This is a genomic window from Streptomyces sp. NPDC090045, from assembly GCF_044747975.1.
In the GTDB taxonomy this organism is placed as follows: Bacteria; Actinomycetota; Actinomycetes; order Streptomycetales; family Streptomycetaceae; genus Streptomyces.
The window spans coordinates 365,277-380,448 of sequence record NZ_JBIVFA010000001.1; the positions used below are offsets into that span (position 1 = coordinate 365,277).

General features: G+C 69.3%; 18 protein-coding genes. 11 read left to right on the plus strand and 7 right to left on the minus strand.

Going from position 1 to position 15,172, the window contains the following annotated elements; genetic code table 11:
• Position 1 precedes the first annotated feature (1 nt).
• Positions 2 to 817, plus strand: coding sequence for an ABC transporter ATP-binding protein (locus ACIPYQ_RS01590; protein WP_401245184.1), 816 nt, complete (start codon positions 2 to 4; stop codon positions 815 to 817).
• A gap of 4 nt (positions 818 to 821) precedes the next feature.
• Here the strand turns inward: ACIPYQ_RS01590 and ACIPYQ_RS01595 are convergent, their stop codons facing one another.
• The gene (locus ACIPYQ_RS01595; RefSeq protein WP_401246080.1) at positions 822 to 1,424 is read right to left on the minus strand and encodes an AAA family ATPase; all 603 of its coding nucleotides are present in this window, start codon (positions 1,422 to 1,424) and stop codon (positions 822 to 824) included.
• Positions 1,421 to 2,056, minus strand: coding sequence for a DUF4232 domain-containing protein (locus ACIPYQ_RS01600; protein WP_401245186.1), 636 nt, complete (start codon positions 2,054 to 2,056; stop codon positions 1,421 to 1,423). Before ACIPYQ_RS01600 ends, ACIPYQ_RS01595 begins: the two co-directional genes overlap by 4 nt.
• A 734-nt stretch (positions 2,057 to 2,790) precedes the next feature.
• Here ACIPYQ_RS01600 and ACIPYQ_RS01605 point away from each other — a divergent pair.
• From ACIPYQ_RS01605 to ACIPYQ_RS01615, 3 genes are all read left to right on the plus strand, one after another.
• A complete protein-coding gene (locus tag ACIPYQ_RS01605) occupies positions 2,791 to 4,179 on the plus strand; it encodes a pyridoxal phosphate-dependent decarboxylase family protein (RefSeq protein ID WP_401245188.1) in 1,389 nt (462 codons plus the stop codon).
• Positions 4,176 to 4,631, plus strand: coding sequence for an HD domain-containing protein (locus tag ACIPYQ_RS01610; RefSeq protein WP_401245190.1), 456 nt, complete (start codon positions 4,176 to 4,178; stop codon positions 4,629 to 4,631). The genes ACIPYQ_RS01605 and ACIPYQ_RS01610 overlap by 4 nt, the downstream gene beginning before the upstream one ends.
• 175 nt (positions 4,632 to 4,806) lie before the next feature.
• Positions 4,807 to 5,001: a membrane protein gene (locus ACIPYQ_RS01615; protein WP_030026959.1), complete on the plus strand. Its 195-nt coding sequence runs from the start codon at positions 4,807 to 4,809 to the stop codon at positions 4,999 to 5,001.
• 50 nt (positions 5,002 to 5,051) lie between these two features.
• Here the strand turns inward: ACIPYQ_RS01615 and ACIPYQ_RS01620 are convergent, their stop codons facing one another.
• Positions 5,052 to 5,588 (minus strand): hypothetical protein, encoded by a 537-nt coding sequence (locus tag ACIPYQ_RS01620; protein WP_401245192.1) that lies wholly within the window; start codon positions 5,586 to 5,588, stop codon positions 5,052 to 5,054.
• A 448-nt stretch (positions 5,589 to 6,036) separates the two neighbouring features.
• Here ACIPYQ_RS01620 and ACIPYQ_RS01625 point away from each other — a divergent pair, with 448 nt between their 5' ends.
• Positions 6,037 to 6,318, plus strand: coding sequence for a hypothetical protein (locus ACIPYQ_RS01625; protein ID WP_401245194.1), 282 nt, complete (start codon positions 6,037 to 6,039; stop codon positions 6,316 to 6,318).
• Positions 6,319 to 6,462: 144 nt separating this feature from the next.
• Here ACIPYQ_RS01625 and ACIPYQ_RS01630 read toward each other — a convergent pair whose 3' ends face one another.
• Positions 6,463 to 7,218, minus strand: a complete 756-nt coding sequence (locus ACIPYQ_RS01630) for a GntR family transcriptional regulator (RefSeq protein ID WP_401245196.1) — start codon at positions 7,216 to 7,218, stop codon at positions 6,463 to 6,465.
• Positions 7,219 to 7,295: 77 nt separating this feature from the next.
• Between ACIPYQ_RS01630 and ACIPYQ_RS01635 the strand changes: the two genes are divergently transcribed.
• The 6 genes from ACIPYQ_RS01635 to ACIPYQ_RS01660 all read left to right on the plus strand — a co-directional run bounded on the left by ACIPYQ_RS01635 (position 7,296) and on the right by ACIPYQ_RS01660 (position 12,123).
• Positions 7,296 to 7,574: a hypothetical protein gene (locus ACIPYQ_RS01635; protein WP_401245198.1), complete on the plus strand. Its 279-nt coding sequence runs from the start codon at positions 7,296 to 7,298 to the stop codon at positions 7,572 to 7,574.
• A 251-nt stretch (positions 7,575 to 7,825) separates the two neighbouring features.
• Positions 7,826 to 8,050, plus strand: coding sequence for a hypothetical protein (locus ACIPYQ_RS01640; protein ID WP_401245200.1), 225 nt, complete (start codon positions 7,826 to 7,828; stop codon positions 8,048 to 8,050).
• On the plus strand, positions 8,047 to 8,790 hold the full coding sequence (locus ACIPYQ_RS01645) for a GntR family transcriptional regulator (RefSeq protein WP_401246083.1): 744 nt from the start codon (positions 8,047 to 8,049) through the stop codon (positions 8,788 to 8,790). Before ACIPYQ_RS01640 ends, ACIPYQ_RS01645 begins: the two co-directional genes overlap by 4 nt.
• Positions 8,787 to 9,113 carry a hypothetical protein gene (locus ACIPYQ_RS01650; RefSeq protein WP_401245202.1) on the plus strand — a complete coding sequence of 109 codons (327 nt, stop codon included), beginning with the start codon at positions 8,787 to 8,789 and terminating at the stop codon, positions 9,111 to 9,113. The genes ACIPYQ_RS01645 and ACIPYQ_RS01650 overlap by 4 nt, the downstream gene beginning before the upstream one ends.
• Positions 9,114 to 9,622: 509 nt before the next feature.
• Positions 9,623 to 10,690 carry a sugar ABC transporter substrate-binding protein gene (locus tag ACIPYQ_RS01655; RefSeq protein ID WP_401245204.1) on the plus strand — a complete coding sequence of 356 codons (1,068 nt, stop codon included), beginning with the start codon at positions 9,623 to 9,625 and terminating at the stop codon, positions 10,688 to 10,690.
• A gap of 917 nt (positions 10,691 to 11,607) precedes the next feature.
• Positions 11,608 to 12,123 carry a hypothetical protein gene (locus ACIPYQ_RS01660; protein ID WP_401245206.1) on the plus strand — a complete coding sequence of 172 codons (516 nt, stop codon included), beginning with the start codon at positions 11,608 to 11,610 and terminating at the stop codon, positions 12,121 to 12,123.
• 289 nt (positions 12,124 to 12,412) lie between these two features.
• On the opposite strand, the gene ACIPYQ_RS01665 is transcribed toward ACIPYQ_RS01660, so the two are convergent.
• The 3 genes from ACIPYQ_RS01665 to ACIPYQ_RS01675 form a co-directional block, all read right to left on the minus strand.
• On the minus strand, positions 12,413 to 13,003 hold the full coding sequence (locus ACIPYQ_RS01665; RefSeq protein ID WP_401245207.1) for a hypothetical protein: 591 nt from the start codon (positions 13,001 to 13,003) through the stop codon (positions 12,413 to 12,415).
• Positions 13,004 to 13,756: 753 nt separating this feature from the next.
• Positions 13,757 to 14,164 carry a hypothetical protein gene (locus ACIPYQ_RS01670; RefSeq protein ID WP_401245209.1) on the minus strand — a complete coding sequence of 136 codons (408 nt, stop codon included), beginning with the start codon at positions 14,162 to 14,164 and terminating at the stop codon, positions 13,757 to 13,759.
• An 85-nt stretch (positions 14,165 to 14,249) separates the two neighbouring features.
• Positions 14,250 to 14,375, minus strand: coding sequence for a hypothetical protein (locus tag ACIPYQ_RS01675; RefSeq protein ID WP_401245211.1), 126 nt, complete (start codon positions 14,373 to 14,375; stop codon positions 14,250 to 14,252).
• Positions 14,376 to 15,172 lie beyond the last annotated feature (797 nt).

Here is a 15,172-nt window from a genome sequence, read left to right on the forward strand (position 1 = left end):
CATGGGGCTCCGGCGGAGCGGGCGGCGGCACGAGGACACTCCGGCGGCGCGGCCGCCCCACGGCGAACCGGCCGTGGAACTGCGCGGCGTACGGCGCTCCCACGGGCGCGGCGCCGCCACCGTGCACGCCCTGCGCGGGATCGACCTCAGCCTGCCGCGCGGCAGCTTCACCGCCGTGATGGGCCCCTCCGGCTCCGGCAAGTCCACCTTCCTGCAGTGCGCCGCCGGACTCGACCTGCCCACCGAGGGCTCCGTCCGCCTCGGCGGCACCGAGATCACCGGCATGAACGAGAACGAGCTCACCGAGCTCCGCCGCAGCCGCCTCGGCTTCGTCTTCCAGGCCTTCAACCTGCTGCCCTCGCTGACCGTCGAGCAGAACGTGCTGCTCCCGATGAGGCTCGCCGGCGGCCGGTCCGCGCACCAGGGCCGGGCCCGCGCCGCCGACCTGCTCGCCCGCGTCGGCCTGGAGGGCAGGGGCGGCCGGCGCCCCGCCGAACTGTCCGGCGGCCAGCAGCAGCGCGTGGCCATCGCCCGGGCCCTGGTCACCCGGCCCGACGTGGTCTTCGCCGACGAACCCACCGGCGCCCTCGACACCACCACGGCCGCCGAGGTGCTCGGACTCCTGCGCGACGCCGTCGACGCGATGGGCGCCACCGTCGTCATGGTCACCCACGACCCGGCCGCCGCCGCCCACGCCGACCAGGTGCTCTTCCTCGCCGACGGCCTGATCGCGGACCGGCTCCCGCGCAGCCCCGCCCCGACCATCGCCGCCCGGATGACCGCACTCACCAGCCGCCGCACCCCGGTGGCCGCCTGACGGCCTAGTCGAAGCGGATGTGCCGTACGCCGATCAGCGCGCGCCGGATCCGGCCCCGCAGCGGGCCGTCCGTGTCCGGGGCCAGGTCCAGCCCCGCGGAGGCGGCCACCCGGTCGGCGACCTCGGACACGGTCAGCCGGTCGGTGGCCAGGTGCTGCGCGAACTCGGGCGCGCGCAGTGCCTCCAGGCACCCGTCCAGCCGGGACACCGCGAAGCTCTCCCGCTTCAGCCCGCGGCCCAGCCCGCGCTCGCGCAGCCGCCGCAGCACCGTCTCCCGCTGCGCCAGCAGCGCGAAATGCCGTACGTCGTGCCCGTGTTCGCGCAGCCGCCCCACGGTCTGCGCGAAATACGCCGGCTCGGTGACCGTCATCGGCACCAGCACCACGCCCGGATGCCGCCGCGCCGCGAGGTCCAGCACCTCAAACACCCCCTGGCGCCAGGCCGTCAGGTCCTGGAAATCGCCCCGCAGCGCCGCCGGCAGCATCCGGTGCAGCCCGAACCCGACGTGCTCGGGATCGCACACGACGCTGCCCGGCAGCCGCCGGTGCATCTCGTACGCCGTCTGCGTCTTGCCGCCCCCGAAGGGGCCGTTGAGCCAGACGATCACCGGCCCGCCACCGCCGTCCACGGGCCGATTCCCAGCTTCCCGGTGTTCCCCAGGTCGAACGGGCGGGCCAGCCGCAGCCACAGCCGGGGCGCTCCGGGGCGGGGCGCGATCTCCAGGACCGGCACCGTCGCGGCCGCCACCGTCGCATCGGTGACGAGGTTGCGCCACACCACGGACCACGACGCGGCCTGTCCCGGCGCCAGCGTCACCCGCTGCGGGGCCGCGTCGATGTTCGGCACGCCCGTGGTGATCCCCGCCGCGCCGTGCTCCACCGTGACCTCCAGCGGATCGTTGCGGTCGTCCCGCAGCGACACCTCCGGGTAGCCCTCCAGCACGTAGGGCTCCGTACCGCAGTTGACCAGCCGGAACCCCTCCACCCGCAGCCCCATCGCCGCGTCCCCGCCCGTCTCGACGAGCCGGACCCCGCCCTCGGGGCACTTCTCGGCAGGCGTCGCCTCCGGGGCGGGCGAGTTCCGGTTCGGCCCCGCCCCGGCGCCCGGCTGAGTGGGCCTGACCTGCGGCCCGAGGGTCGGCCCCGGCGCGGCCCGGGGCGCCGGCGGCGTACTGCACCCCGCCACCCCCGCCAGCACGCCCGCGACGACAACGCCACTCAACCACCGCTTCGCGATCATCCGCCGAGCCTACGACGCCGCGCACCGCCACCGGCGACGGGAGCGGCCCACCCGGCCGACACCGCCCCACCCCCGCACGCCGCACCGGCGAACCCTCCGTGCAGGCCACCCCTCCCGGCCCGTCCGACCCGGCAGCGCCGACACACCGGCCAATCCGCACGGTCTGTCCGGCCGGCAGGGTCCTCGATGCGGCCCGCCCCTCCCGGCCCGTCCGGCCCGGCGGCGCCGTCGCGCGGGCCGGCTCGCGTGGTGTGTGCGGCCGGGAGGGTCCTCCGCGCGGGCTGCTCCTCCCGGTCCGTCCGGTCCGGCGGCGCCGACACACCGGCCGATTCGCGCGGTCTGTCCGGCCGGGAGGGTCCTGCGTGTGGGCTGCTCCTCGCGGTCCGTCCGGTCCGGCGGTGCCGTCGCGCGGGCCGATGCGCGCGGTGTGTGTGCGGCCGGGAGGGGTCCTCCGTGTGGCTGCCTCTCGCGGCCGGTCCGGTCTGGTGGTGCCGTCACGCGGCCAACGGGCGCGGTGCGTCCGGCCGGGAGGGCCCTCCGCGTGGGCCGCCCCTCGCAGTCCGTCCGGTCCGGCGGTGCCGTCGCGCGGGCCAATCCGCGCGGTCTGTCCGGCCGGCAGGGTCCTCGGTGCGGGCCGCCCCTCGCGGTCCGTCCGGTCCGGCGGTGCCGACGCACCGGCCAATTCGTGCGGATTGGCCCGCCCCGGCAGGGCGCGGCCCGCCTACCGTGCCACCATGGACCGCACGCTCGCCGCCGACCTCGCCCGGCTCCCCGACCTGCTCGACGCCACCCGCCGCGCCGCCGCCGACGCGCTCGCCACGTTGGACGAGCGCGCCGTCCTGCCGCCCGCCGGCAAACCCCTCGACCCCGAACCGCTCCCCGAGCACGGCACGGGCGCGCACGCGGCCCTCGCCGCCTTCCGCGCGCGCTGGGAGCCGCGGCTGTCGGCCTCCGCGGGCCCCCGTTACCTCGGCTTCGTCACCGGCGGAGCCACCCCCGCCGCCCTCGCCGGGGACTGGCTCACCGCCGCCCACGACCAGAACTCCAACTCCGCCCTCGACGGCGCCGGCCAGGACCTCGAACGCGAGACCACCGGCTGGCTCCGCGACCTCTTCGGCCTCTCCGCCGCCCACTCCGGCACCTTCGTCTCCGGCGCCACCATGTCCAACACCACCGGCCTCGCCATCGCCCGCGAATGGCTCGGCGAACGCCTCGGCGTCTCCCCGGCCGAGGACGGCGTCGCCGCCCTCGGCCGGGTCCGCGTCCTGTCCGGCGCCCCGCACTCCTCGATCGGCAAGGCCCTCTCGGTCCTCGGCCTGGGCCGGGGCTCCCTCGTCCCGGTCCCGACCCTGCCCGGCCGCGAGGCCGTGGACCCGGCCGCCCTGGACCGCGCCCTCGCCGACACCCCCGGCCCGGCCGTCGTCGTCGCCAACGCGGGCACCGTCAACACCGTCGACTTCGACGACCTCCCCGCTCTCGCCGCCCTCCGCGACCGGCACGACTTCTGGCTGCACACCGACGCCGCCTTCGGCGCATTCGCCGCCCTCTCCCCGGACCACGCCCACCTCGCCGCCGGACTCGACGCCTCCGACTCCGTCTGCGTCGACCTGCACAAGTGGCTCAACGTCCCCTACGACAGCGCCGTCCAGTTCACCCGCCGGCCCGATCTGCAGGCCCGCGTCTTCCAGAACTCCGCCGCCTACCTCGGCCCCCTCGGCGACCACCCCGACCTCGTCCACCTCACCCCCGAGAACTCCCACCGGCTGCGCGCCCTCGCCGCCTGGTTCACCCTCCGCGCGTACGGCCGCGAAGGCCACCGGGAGATCGTCGAACGCGACATCGCCTGCGCCCGCGCGCTGGGCGCCGCACTGGAGGAGGACCCTGCCTTCACCCTCCTCTCCCCGGTCCGCCTCAACGTCGTCTGCTTCACCCTCGCCGCCGACCCCACCCCGGCCCGGCTGACCGCCCTGCGCGAGGCGGCGGCCGCCGAGGTCTTCGTCACTCCGACGGTGTACGGGGGAACCGCGGCCCTGCGCGCGGCGTTCTCCAACTGGCGTACGACGGAAACGGATGCACGCCGGGCCGCGCAGGCCCTCGGCGCGGCGGCAAGGGAGATCGCATGACGGACAACCCCCTGACCCTCATCGAGGTGGAGGCTCTCGCGCGCACCGCGCACGAAGGCCAGACCGACAAGGCGGGCCGGCCCTACGCCGAGCACCTCGCGGCCGTCGCCGAAGGCGTCCGTCTGCGCGGCGGCACCCCCGAACAGCAGGCGGCGGCCTGGCTCCACGACTCCATCGAGGACGAGGCCCTCAGCCTCACCTGGCTGGATTCCGCCGCCCTCCCGCAGTCGGTGAAGGACATGGTCCTCGCGGTCACCAAGCGCCCCGGCGAACCGGTCGAGCAGTACACGGCCCGCATCCTCGCCACCCCCGGCGCCCTCCTCGTCAAGGAGGCCGACCTCGCGCACAACGCCGACCCCGTACGCCTCTCCGTACTGGACGGCCCCACCCGCGAGCGGCTGTCCGCGAAGTATGCGTATGTCCGTTCCCTGCTGGGCCTCACCGCTCCGTGACCGGGCCCCGGGCCCGAAACATGCCGGGCGCACATGTGGTTGGCGGAAACGTAACGGCGGCGATTCGTCACCGGACGGATAGCCGGGGCCCGTTGGTGGGAGGATGGTCCATGTGGGGGTGTGCCTGGCCGTGCGCCCCGGGCCGACCAGGGGACGACCGAAGGTGTGATCAGTAGTGGCCATTTCGCTGTCAGTGGTGGTTCTGTTGGGGGTCATCCTGGTGGTGCTGATCCGCGGCAACCACATCAAGACGGGCCCCGCCATCGTCGCGGCCCTCTTCGGTTTCTTCCTGGCGTCCAGCTCCATCGCGGACGACGTGAACCGTTTCCTCAACTCCCTCGCGACGATGATCGCGAACATCAAGCTCTGAACGGCCCGGGCCCCGCACCGGCCGCCGCATGCGGTGCCGGCGGGGTGTGGTCAGCCCAGCGGGCCCCGGGTCTCCCTGGCCCGGCGGAACGCCTCGTCGCAGGTCCGGCCGGAGCGGGTGGCCACCAGGGAAAGGGTGTCGACGAGACCGCCGTTGGTGAACCGCAGCCGCCAGGAGCCGCTGGTCAGGGACACCGCCGGAGCGGGCTCGCCCTGGCGGCCCGTCACCTGCCAGCCGCGTTCCTCCAGGGCGGTTTCGAGGGCCGCGAGCCGGCCGTCGTCGGCGGGGCCGTCGCCGATCCAGTCCGCGATGCAGTCGGCGAGTTCCCCCTCCTCGGCGGGGGACGCGGCACCCGGGGTGAGCCCGGCCGCCGTGGCGGCGGCGGCGAGTTCGGCCGCGACCGCGTCGCGCGAGGGGTCGCCCCCGGCCCGCGCCGGGACCTCCGCGCCCGCGGGCTCCCGTATCCACCCACCCCCGTCGCTCTCCTCGTCCGGCGCCAGGAGGGCCCCGCCGACGGCGAGGACGCCCGCGAGCACAGCGACCCCCGCGGCAGCCGCACACGCGACCCCGATGCTTCTCCCGCTCACGTTCTGCCACCCCTGGGTTCGCGGCCTGCATGCCCCGGAAACGACGGAGGGCCAGGCCGAGGAAACATCCTCTGACCTGGCCCTTCCGTCTTCAGAGCGGGTGACGGGAATCGAACCCGCGTAGCTAGTTTGGAAGATCGCGTACGCACTTACCCGCTCACCGGCCAAGTCTCTGACCTGCACCTTACCGCCAGCCTCCCCGCCTCTCCCTGACACTCCCCGCCGGACCCCTCCCGCTCGGGCACGCGGGGGACACGGCCCACTGTCAGTGCCCCGGACTAGCCTTCCCGACGTTGGGCCGGCCTGGCACCGCACGACGGTACGACGCGGCCATGGGGGGTGGCTCAGAAGAGTGCGCCGAGCCTGCAGGCTCCGCGACCTCGTGTAGTTCCGACCCCACCCCCCTTCCCAACCTTCGTCCACCTGTGTGTGTGGCAGGTTGAGGGCCATGACCAAGGACATCGACCCGCGAAACCCGGCCGGGATCCGGGTAGGGGACATCTACGAGGACTGCTTCTTCCACCCGGTGCTCTGCACGGAGATCGACGACGACGGCTGGGTCGTCCTCAGTGGCGTGTCACTCATTGACGGCACGTATCCCCGCTCGTGCGACGCCCAGCACTGCGAGCCCATCCTCATCCCGGTCGAGGAGGTCATGGCAATCAAGCAGGACCTTCAGGGCTACTCGCGCCGACGAAAGGCAGAACTGGACGCCGGCAGCAACACCTGATCCGTAGCTCTAGCGAGACCGTTAGCGACAGTCATACCGGCCGCTCAGAGTCCCGTGAGTGGGGCTGGAGGACGCTGTGGGCCGTTCTGGCCGCCCAGGACCTCCGCCCGGCACGCCGGTTCCGACCTGGGGCCGATAGGCGCGCTAGCGAACGATAGGGATCTCGTAGACGATCTCGCACAGCGCGACAGGCACCACGATGTCGGCCGTCTCCACGGGCTGCCCTTGGTCGCTGTAGTACGTCCGCCGGATATGCGTGACCAGAGCGGCCTTCTGGATCCCGAGGAGCGATGCCTCCTCGGCGCTGGCCTGCCGCGGCTCCGGCTGCTCGACGGCGTGGCTGACCGTGATCCCGATCTCGGCCATCCGGTTCACGACTCCAACGCCGGCATGCGGCCCACCCTCCGGCAGGACGACGAGCGTGCCCGCGGTGAGTTCGTACGGCTCCCAACTCGTGGACAACTGCACCGGCCGCCCATCGGCGAGGAACTCATAGACCGTACGCACGCAGAGGTCTCCCTCGGCGATCCCGAGCCGTGCCGCGATCTCCGCCGATGCCGGCACCTTCGCTTCGGTCCGGCTCTCCCAGTTGCCCTGCCTGCCCACGGCCTGCATGTCCGCCCGGAACGGCGAACCGCCGGGCTGCTCACGCGCCGAGGACCGAACGACCCGTACGCGCCGACGAGGCTCGGCAACGTACGTGCCCGACCCCGCGCGCCCCTCCAGCACTCCCTGGGAGATCAGCAACTCCTGCGCCCTGCGCACCACGTTCTCGCCTACGCCACACTCCTCGGCGATCTGAGCACGCGAAGGGAGCCGATCTCCGGCCGTCCACACGTGCTCCGCGATCCGCTGCCGCAGGACATCGGCGATGCGGAGATAAGGCGGCTGCTCGGGCATGTGGAAAATCTAGTCCACTAGCTCTAATCTAGTTAACTAGCTTCACTCAACGTGTTCAATCGGCGACGGAGGCCTTTGTGCCCGCTTCGGAAGCAAGGGCCGAGGACCTCGCCGCCCGGTTGTCGGCCCTCGGGCTGGCCGCGCGTGTGGAGCCGCACACCACGTACACGTCGATCGAAGTGGAGGTGCCGGAAGCGCTGCCCGCCGAATCGTGGCGGGAGGTCCTGGACGTGGTGGCGGAGGCCGACCGATTCGGCCTCCTCGCCAGCAGCTTGACCGGCCGCACCCTCTGGGCCGCCGTAAACGAAGCGGTCCCCGCGACGGACGACGTCCGGGGACCTGGCCATCAGCGATAGGAGCTGATCAGCGTGCACAACCGTACGGGCCCCACCACCGCCCGCACCAGTGGGCGGCACCTCCCCTCACCCCCACTCGCGACGCCGACGAGGACCACCTACCGATCGAGCTCGTGCGCGATCGGCACGCACCCCGAGTGCGCCGATTCGTCCCCCACCACCGCGCCCGTAGGCGTCCCCGTGATCTACGAGACCTGCGACTGCCCCTGCCACACCCCGGGCGTCGTACTGGCCCCGCGGCAGGTGAACCAATGAGCGGTTGGGCTCCCAGCGGCGCCCTCGCCGCCAACATCGAGATCACTTCGATCAGCGTGCGCCGCGGCGACGTCATCCAGATCGGCGGCCAGCCGTGCCGCGTGACCGACCTCGTCCAACTGCTCGCCGGCGCCAAACGGCTGTTCTTCGAGTCGGGCGAGGTACTGACGATGCACGCCCGAAGCCGCCTCATCGCCCTCCGGATGATGAGGAAGTGGTGACCCGTCCCGTGCCCTCCCGCCGTCAAGCCATCGCCGACGACCTCCGTCACCAGATCACAACAGGCCACCTCAAGGCCGGCGAACGCCTCCCCTCGGAGGCCCAACTCGCCACCCGCTACACGGTCAGCACGCCAACCCTGCGAAGCGCCCTCGCGCTCCTCCAGGGCGAAGGCCTGGTCGAAAAGATCCACGGCCGCGGCAACTTCGTCCGCCACCCGCTCCGCAGGATCACGTACATCGGTGGGGCAGTCGCGCCGACCGCCTGGACCGCCTTCTCCGCACCCTTACGCATGACCGCCCGCACCACGAACATCGAGGCGCCCACTCACCTGACCACCCTGCTGAACGTGCCACCCCGGACCCCGCTAACCGAAGTCCTCTTCACCACCCACGAAGGGAAGACGCCCCACAGCCTGGCCCACATCTACGTCCCCCGCGACCTGGCGCCGACCGGCTCGCCGGCCGCCTCCTTCTTGCCGGAGCAGATAGCAGTGAGCCTGGCAGACCTGCGCCCACCACTGGCCGAAGTCCAAGAGCGGATTACCGCCCGCTTGCCAACCCAAGAGGAAGCAACCGCCCTCCGAATCAGCACATCTCTGGCAGTCATCTCGCTCACACGAGTGGCGACCGACACCACCGGCCGCGTGGTCGAAGCGGCCCTCCTGGTTCTCCCCGGCGACCGAGCAGACGCCCTCTTCACCACGCGCCTCATGACCGAGGAGAGGAGCTCGAAGAAATGACCCCCGGCAACAAACTGCGTCTCCTCCCATGGTCGGGCCCCGAAGACAAGCCCTGCTACCTGAGCACAGACGACACCGCCGGCTACCTGTCCCGCCTGGCCGACGACACCGAAGAGATCCAACTCGGATTGGGATCCGAGCTCCTGGCCCACGCAGACGAAGTACTCGCCGACGTGGACTCGGATCCGGAGGAACTCCGCCTCCTGGCAACGGGCCTGACCGCCGCGCTTCGAGACGCGGTCCGCGTAGCCACCAGCCGCGGCGACCGCCTCCTGCACCCAGCCCACTCCGGCCACGAAGGACCGCCGGAGCACCCCAGCTAGCAAGAGCTCGCACGAATCAACGGAGCGGCCCCAGACCCAGTCCGGGGCCGCTTCGGCACACATGGCTCGGAAGGTCCCGTGCGTCTCACGCGGTCAGCAGGTCTGTGGTCCATGACCGGTGCAACCAGCTCGACCACGCCGCGCACGGGCTACGGCTTCGCCCGCAAGACGCTTCTTGGAGATCGGTCAGCAGGGTCATCAGGCTCCGGTGTGGCGCCTGGGGTGCCTATCGTCCGTTGTGCTCCGCTGCGGCACATCACCTGGGCTGCGGGGCCCTCGTGTTGCGTAGCTCTCAGGAGGGAGGCTTGCAACTACTACGCACCTGATTGATCAAGTATGCCGCCTCCGCACCCTCTGTGCTCCCTGTGTGCGCCCTTCATCGGCCGAACCGAATGTGCGGTACTACCCAGAAAACGGGCGGCACGTCCGTGCCTGAAACTGATCGCAGGCACAGGGTGCCAAAACGGGAGGACTTGCGCTTGAGCGAGAGACGAGGTTTACGACGGGAGATGCTTTCCGACCTGGGGATCTCGTTGGCGAGCGGCATCATTCTGGCTGCTGGCGGAAGCGCGGTCGCGGCGCTGGCCCGCTCATGTGCCAGCGCCTCTGTCCCCGCCTGGCTGTTCGCTGTCATCGCCTCGATGTCCTTTCCGGCCGCATTCCTAATGTCCCGGCGCCTCACGCGGTCCGGCCCTCAAGTCTTCATCCTGATATCAGCGTTTGAGCAGACCCGCTGGCTTGCCGGGCTGCTGGACTCGACAGTTCGTTCTCTTGACCAGCACGGCATCGACCTCATCGTCAAGCTTCTACGACCCGATTACAGCGGCCAGAGCCAAGTGCGGGAGCTAAGCGGCATCCGGAAGAAGAGGCGGTCGTTTCTTGGTGGCATCATCGTCTGCTCCAGCCCGGAGGCCATCCGGCAAGAGCTGGCTGATGCCGGTACCACCACCCGTCTGCCAGTCGTATTCGTGGACATCCGACCCTTCGCGCAAGTGCAGGACTACCCTCCCAACACCGTGTTCGTTGGGTGTGATGCAGATGAAATCGGTGCACGTGCAGCGCAGTGGGTCGCGCAGGAATTACGGGAAGCCGGGAAGGATCGCCCCTCAATTTTCGTCGTGGCCGGTGATGCACAGGTCGGGCGGCAGGTCGCTTTCATGACCAAGATCGGCGAAATCATGCCGCCGTCCCGACTGGACATTAACGTTCAGGGGGGCTTCTCTCGGGAGAGCGCTCGCGACATTGTCGACCAGCGTCTGCGCTACCTTCACCGGCGCGGGGAGTCTCTGGACGTTATCTACTGCACTAACGACGAAATGGCCCTGGGTGCAGTGGACGCGGTACAGGGGTACGAGGCGCAGGGCCACCAGCACCCCGGGTTGTTCATCGTCGGCGTAGACGGCACGCCGGACGCGCGAGCGGCGATCAAGTCAGGCGCTACACCGTTCCGCGCGACCATCGTGCAGGATCCCCGCCGTATCGCGGATGCTGCTGTCGACCTACTGCTACGCCTGCAGGCCGGTCAGCACGTTCCGACACAGACGCTGATTGCCGCGTCGGTGTACCCGCCGCGGTGACGCCCCCTCCGCACGGATGATGCCGCTGGGTGCACACGGCTCCGGAGGCCCCGTGCGTCTCACGTGTTTCAGCAGGTCAAGAGCCTAGAAGATCTCTACCATGCCCCGCCGGTCCACGAATAGGCCGCGAGCCCTGCCGTCCTGCGGTCTGCGACAGCTGCTTTGTAAGCTCGCCCGACGCCCGACCCTCACCGGCCAAGCCCAGGACGCACTAGTCCTGCTCGACCGCTGGGAATCACTGTCGTTCACCCATGTTGATGTCAGCCGTGGATGTCAGAAGCCGGTCACCACCAGGACCACTTCCTCTTCCGAAGCTCCTGCATCTTCGCCGCGGCTTCCTTCTTCTTGCGCTGCACACGAGCCCGGGCCGTCCAAGCCCCCTGATGCTGGAAGCACTGGCCGGAGCCCACGTCGGCCGGCCTCGTGCACCGGCCCCCCTTCTTCTTCGGAGCGCCGCACCTCGGCTGAGTCACTCCCCCACCACCCCTCCCTGAGCAGCCATAAGGACACCGGTATCGTCCCGCCCGCCATGCAAGCCGGGAAGGCGCGAACGGGAGCGCAGTGGAGCACACGACTCGGGAGGCCCCGTGCGTCTTACGCGTTTCAGCTGGTCGGGGAGCTTTAGCGCAGCGATGCAGAGGGTTTGGGCCACGAATAGGCCAAGGAGCCAGCCACGTTCGGTGGTTGCGATGTTGGAGATGCGGAGCGAGGCGGCATCGTCGAGTGTGTCGCCAGGTGCCTGGACCGCCAAGAGTCCTGGCTGACCACGGCTTATCGCTCGATCTGGCACGGATCTGGCGTGTTTGTCGCCGGAGTATCAGGCCGTGCGGTCACCAATGCGTAAGAGCTCGTACGTAGAAGAGATGAACCGGGCCATGCGGCCGGCGAGCCACTGCTGCGTTCACTAACCTCGGATCATGGAAGGCTCTCTCGCGCTGAACGTGCTGGTGCTCGTCGTGTCGATCACTGCGCTTATTACATCGATACTCGTAGCGCGCAGACAGTTAAGGCTGGCGCATAATTCCAACGTTCTGCCGATCATTGTAGAAATGTTCAAGGATACTCGGACCCCGGAATTCTCGCGCTCTATCGAATATCTTCTGTCAGAGTTCGAAGGTCAATATCCCCCCAGTGGTGGCTACCTCTCGCTGCCAGCCGAACCGAAGGCGCACATACGGCGAGTAGCACTCTTTCTTGATGATGCGGGAAAGCTTGTAGCCCACGGGGTAGTAGACGAAAGGATAATCCTTGGCTCGTATGCCGTTTTGATCACCAGGACGTGGGAGATACTTGCGCCCTACGTCTACAGTGAGCGCGCGAGACAAGGCAACTACACGATGATTCACTTGGAGGATTTGGCGGCGCGAGCTCAGAACACTCCAGCTTCTTCAGTGCATACGAAAATGGGACTCCGCAGACTTCCGCCCGCCTGACAATCGAGGGCGGGGGTGTTGGGGGATTTCTGACCAGCCCAATGCGAGGGAGCCGGCAACTTTCAGCTGGGCTCTGAGCCTGGGAATCACCGATCTTCCGCGCCCTATCTGGCTCGTGACCAGCTTGAACCGGTGCCAGGGCGAAACCTGAGGCTCTCCCTGGCACCGCTGTTGACTGCTGTTCTCCGCCCTACCTGGCACGCGACTGGCACGTTCCTGATCTCGACCCGTATCTCTCCCAGGGTCGGTCAGCTGTGATCATTTCGGCCGTCGGGGGTACGTCGGGTGTTCAGGCGTTGCGCCATGCTTCGAAGAATCGCTTGCGGTCCTGGGACGTCTCGAACTCCCGCCTACCAGCCAGCGCCACGCGCCATGCGCTCATCTCTGCGTCTCGTAGCCATAGCTCGCCCCCGTAGCGGCCACTCACACCAATGGTGTCGGTCTCAAGGGCTGAGCCGATGACCTCGGCTACATCGTTGCGCTGGGATGGCGACAGCTCCTTGAGAAAGTACAGGACTCGGGAGGCGATGCCACCTTCGTTGCCATCACGAATCCGGTCGAAGAAGGGGCCGCCCATGTTGGCCGGGATGATGTTCCAGGCGGCTTGGCCCCCCGCGTCTCTGATGCGCTTCCAGAAGTCTTGACCTTCTGCAGTTCCCGGCAGTGGGAGGGCGGCGAACAGGTCGATCAAGTGACCGTTGGCAGCGCGACTGTAGGCGGTGTCGCAGGTAACGGCATCGGCGATCCTGGCGACATTGCGCACGGTGAGGTGGCTATCTTCCGGCCAGTCGAGCGGGGTGTTGAGTTTCTGAGTCAGGTGATGTTCTAACTCGTCGTACTCGTCAGGCTCTTCTCCGACGATGCTCCGTTTGACGATCACGTGTCTCCCTGGGGCCGCGGTCCGATACTCGGACCTGCCAGCATGCCAGCGCAAGGAGCCTCGGCGTGGGGGTTCTGCGACTAGCCTGTTCCTGCATGGCGGCGAGCGGTCATACCCATCGGTTGCTGACAGTGAGGGCAGAGCCCTATGCAGCCACAACTGACGCCCGGCCGCCCTCACCTGCAGTTGCGCAGCCACCAGTTGTCAACGTTGTTCCCCACTGAGCGCCCTTACATGACCCCACCACGGCCCGGGAGGGCGCTCACTGCTGTGATGACGCTTGCTCTCGGAGGTGGCCCACGGGCGCCTGTTAGTTAGCCAGTGCGTCCCAAGCGCTCGAACCGGCTGACCACGAACCAACGCAGCTTCCACCACCAGCTACGACGTCTTTGGCGGCCGAGATGAGCAAACGGCCGCACTGGCCTGGGTCGAGTTCTACGTAGCCGAGGAACAGGGATGCCGCGTCCCCCACCGTGCAGATGGCAGAATCCGTTTGGCCCCGCCACGTTTCTGCAGGACCGTCGCTGCCGCGTGACCCCGGCGCATTGGCTCATGGCTGCAGTCTCCCGCAGCCGAATGAATCGGTGCTGGCACCTGTACCAAGTCGTGACCAGCAGAGAGCACGTCTGGTCCGTAGCTCTAGCCAGACCGGTCGGCGACGGTCATACATGCTGCTTCACGGCCTCGCCGGGGTACTGGCGGACGGGGGCGGTTGCGATGGTTGCGGTACACCGCTGCTATACAGCACGGGCCTCACCAGTCGCGCCAGCGGTCCGTGATTGCCGCCGGATCGATGCCCCGCCTCGCCGCCAGAGCGTCGACGTCCACACCGCGCTCGCTCAGGGTGAGGTAGATGTATTCGCACAGCTGCTCCCGCTCCTCCGTGCAGAAGTGAGGGCCACCATGCTGTTTGTCTCGGTTGATTGCGTTGAGTGCGAGAACCACTCGCTCAACGGTCCCAAAGACAGCCGCGTCGGACGGTTCCCGCAGCGCGCGCACTTCGTTTTCGAACGCCTCCAGGGCGGCGTCTGTCGCGCGCAGCAACGACTCGGGGTAGAGATCCGCCACGCTGGCGCACTCTGGGGGCAACGTCCCTGCTGCCACCTCGCGGGCTGTCTCGGCCATATAGGCACGCCAGTCCTCAGGGGGTTTGCTTGCCATGGGCGAGACGATACGCCCGAGCACTGACAGCCCGCCGTCCCGCAGACCCTTCGGGCCCCGACTCGCGCCGGGGCCCTGGGAAGCGTCAGCCGGCGGAGTCGCGGGGGTCGTAGCCGTGGTTGCAGGCGGGGCAGAGGGTGAGGTCTTCAGGGTCGTCGGAGTACGGGTTGGGGATGATGCCGCTGTCGCACTGGGGGTCGGTGCAGGCCATGGTGTGCTCCTTCGAGGTCGGTGCCGTTGTCCTGATGGGCACCGCCCCTGCACGGTTTGGGAGGGCGCACAAGGTGGAGCACCCCACTGGATGAACGACCTTGTGCGCCCTCCCAAACCGTGCTGCCCTCGGCATTAGGACAGCGGTACCGACCTGCAGCCACCACATCGGCTCCCCAAGCCACGGCCTGAACATGGTTACGATCCCGCGCCACCCACCCCGCCGTGTGGCAGACGCGGGCTCAACCTCATCACAGGCGGGGCGCCCTGGACGGCGCCTCGTCGCCGAACTCACCCCGGCCACGGGGACAGGTGGGCGGTGTCGTCCGGCGCGAACGATGGCGAGCCACGACGAGACCTGCTCGCGCCGGTCGATACCGACCGAAGCGGGGGTCTGGGGGCCGGCGAAGGCCCCCAGCACCCACCGGTCTTCAGCAGAGTCCTTGACCTCAACTCACTCCAGGCTGCGGTCAGCAGTGCTCCCGGCCACGCATGCCATGTGACGGTTGCCGTGCCTGACCGTTCACCCTGAGCCGTACGGCTGCCCCACAACTGACACCCGGCCGCCCTCACCTGCGGCTGAGCAACCGACCAACCCGTTGACCTGCAGCTGAGCCGCCACCAGTTGTCAACGTTGGTCACCAGCGAGCGCCCTCCCACGGCCCCAAGACGGCCCGGAGGGCGCTTGCGTTCTGGCTGAGCAGGTGGGGTTGGCTGACGAAGAACTCAGCGTCCTCTGAGGCTCGTAGTATCTGATGCCGAGTCATTTGACTGCTGATTGGGGTGAGGTATGGCGGA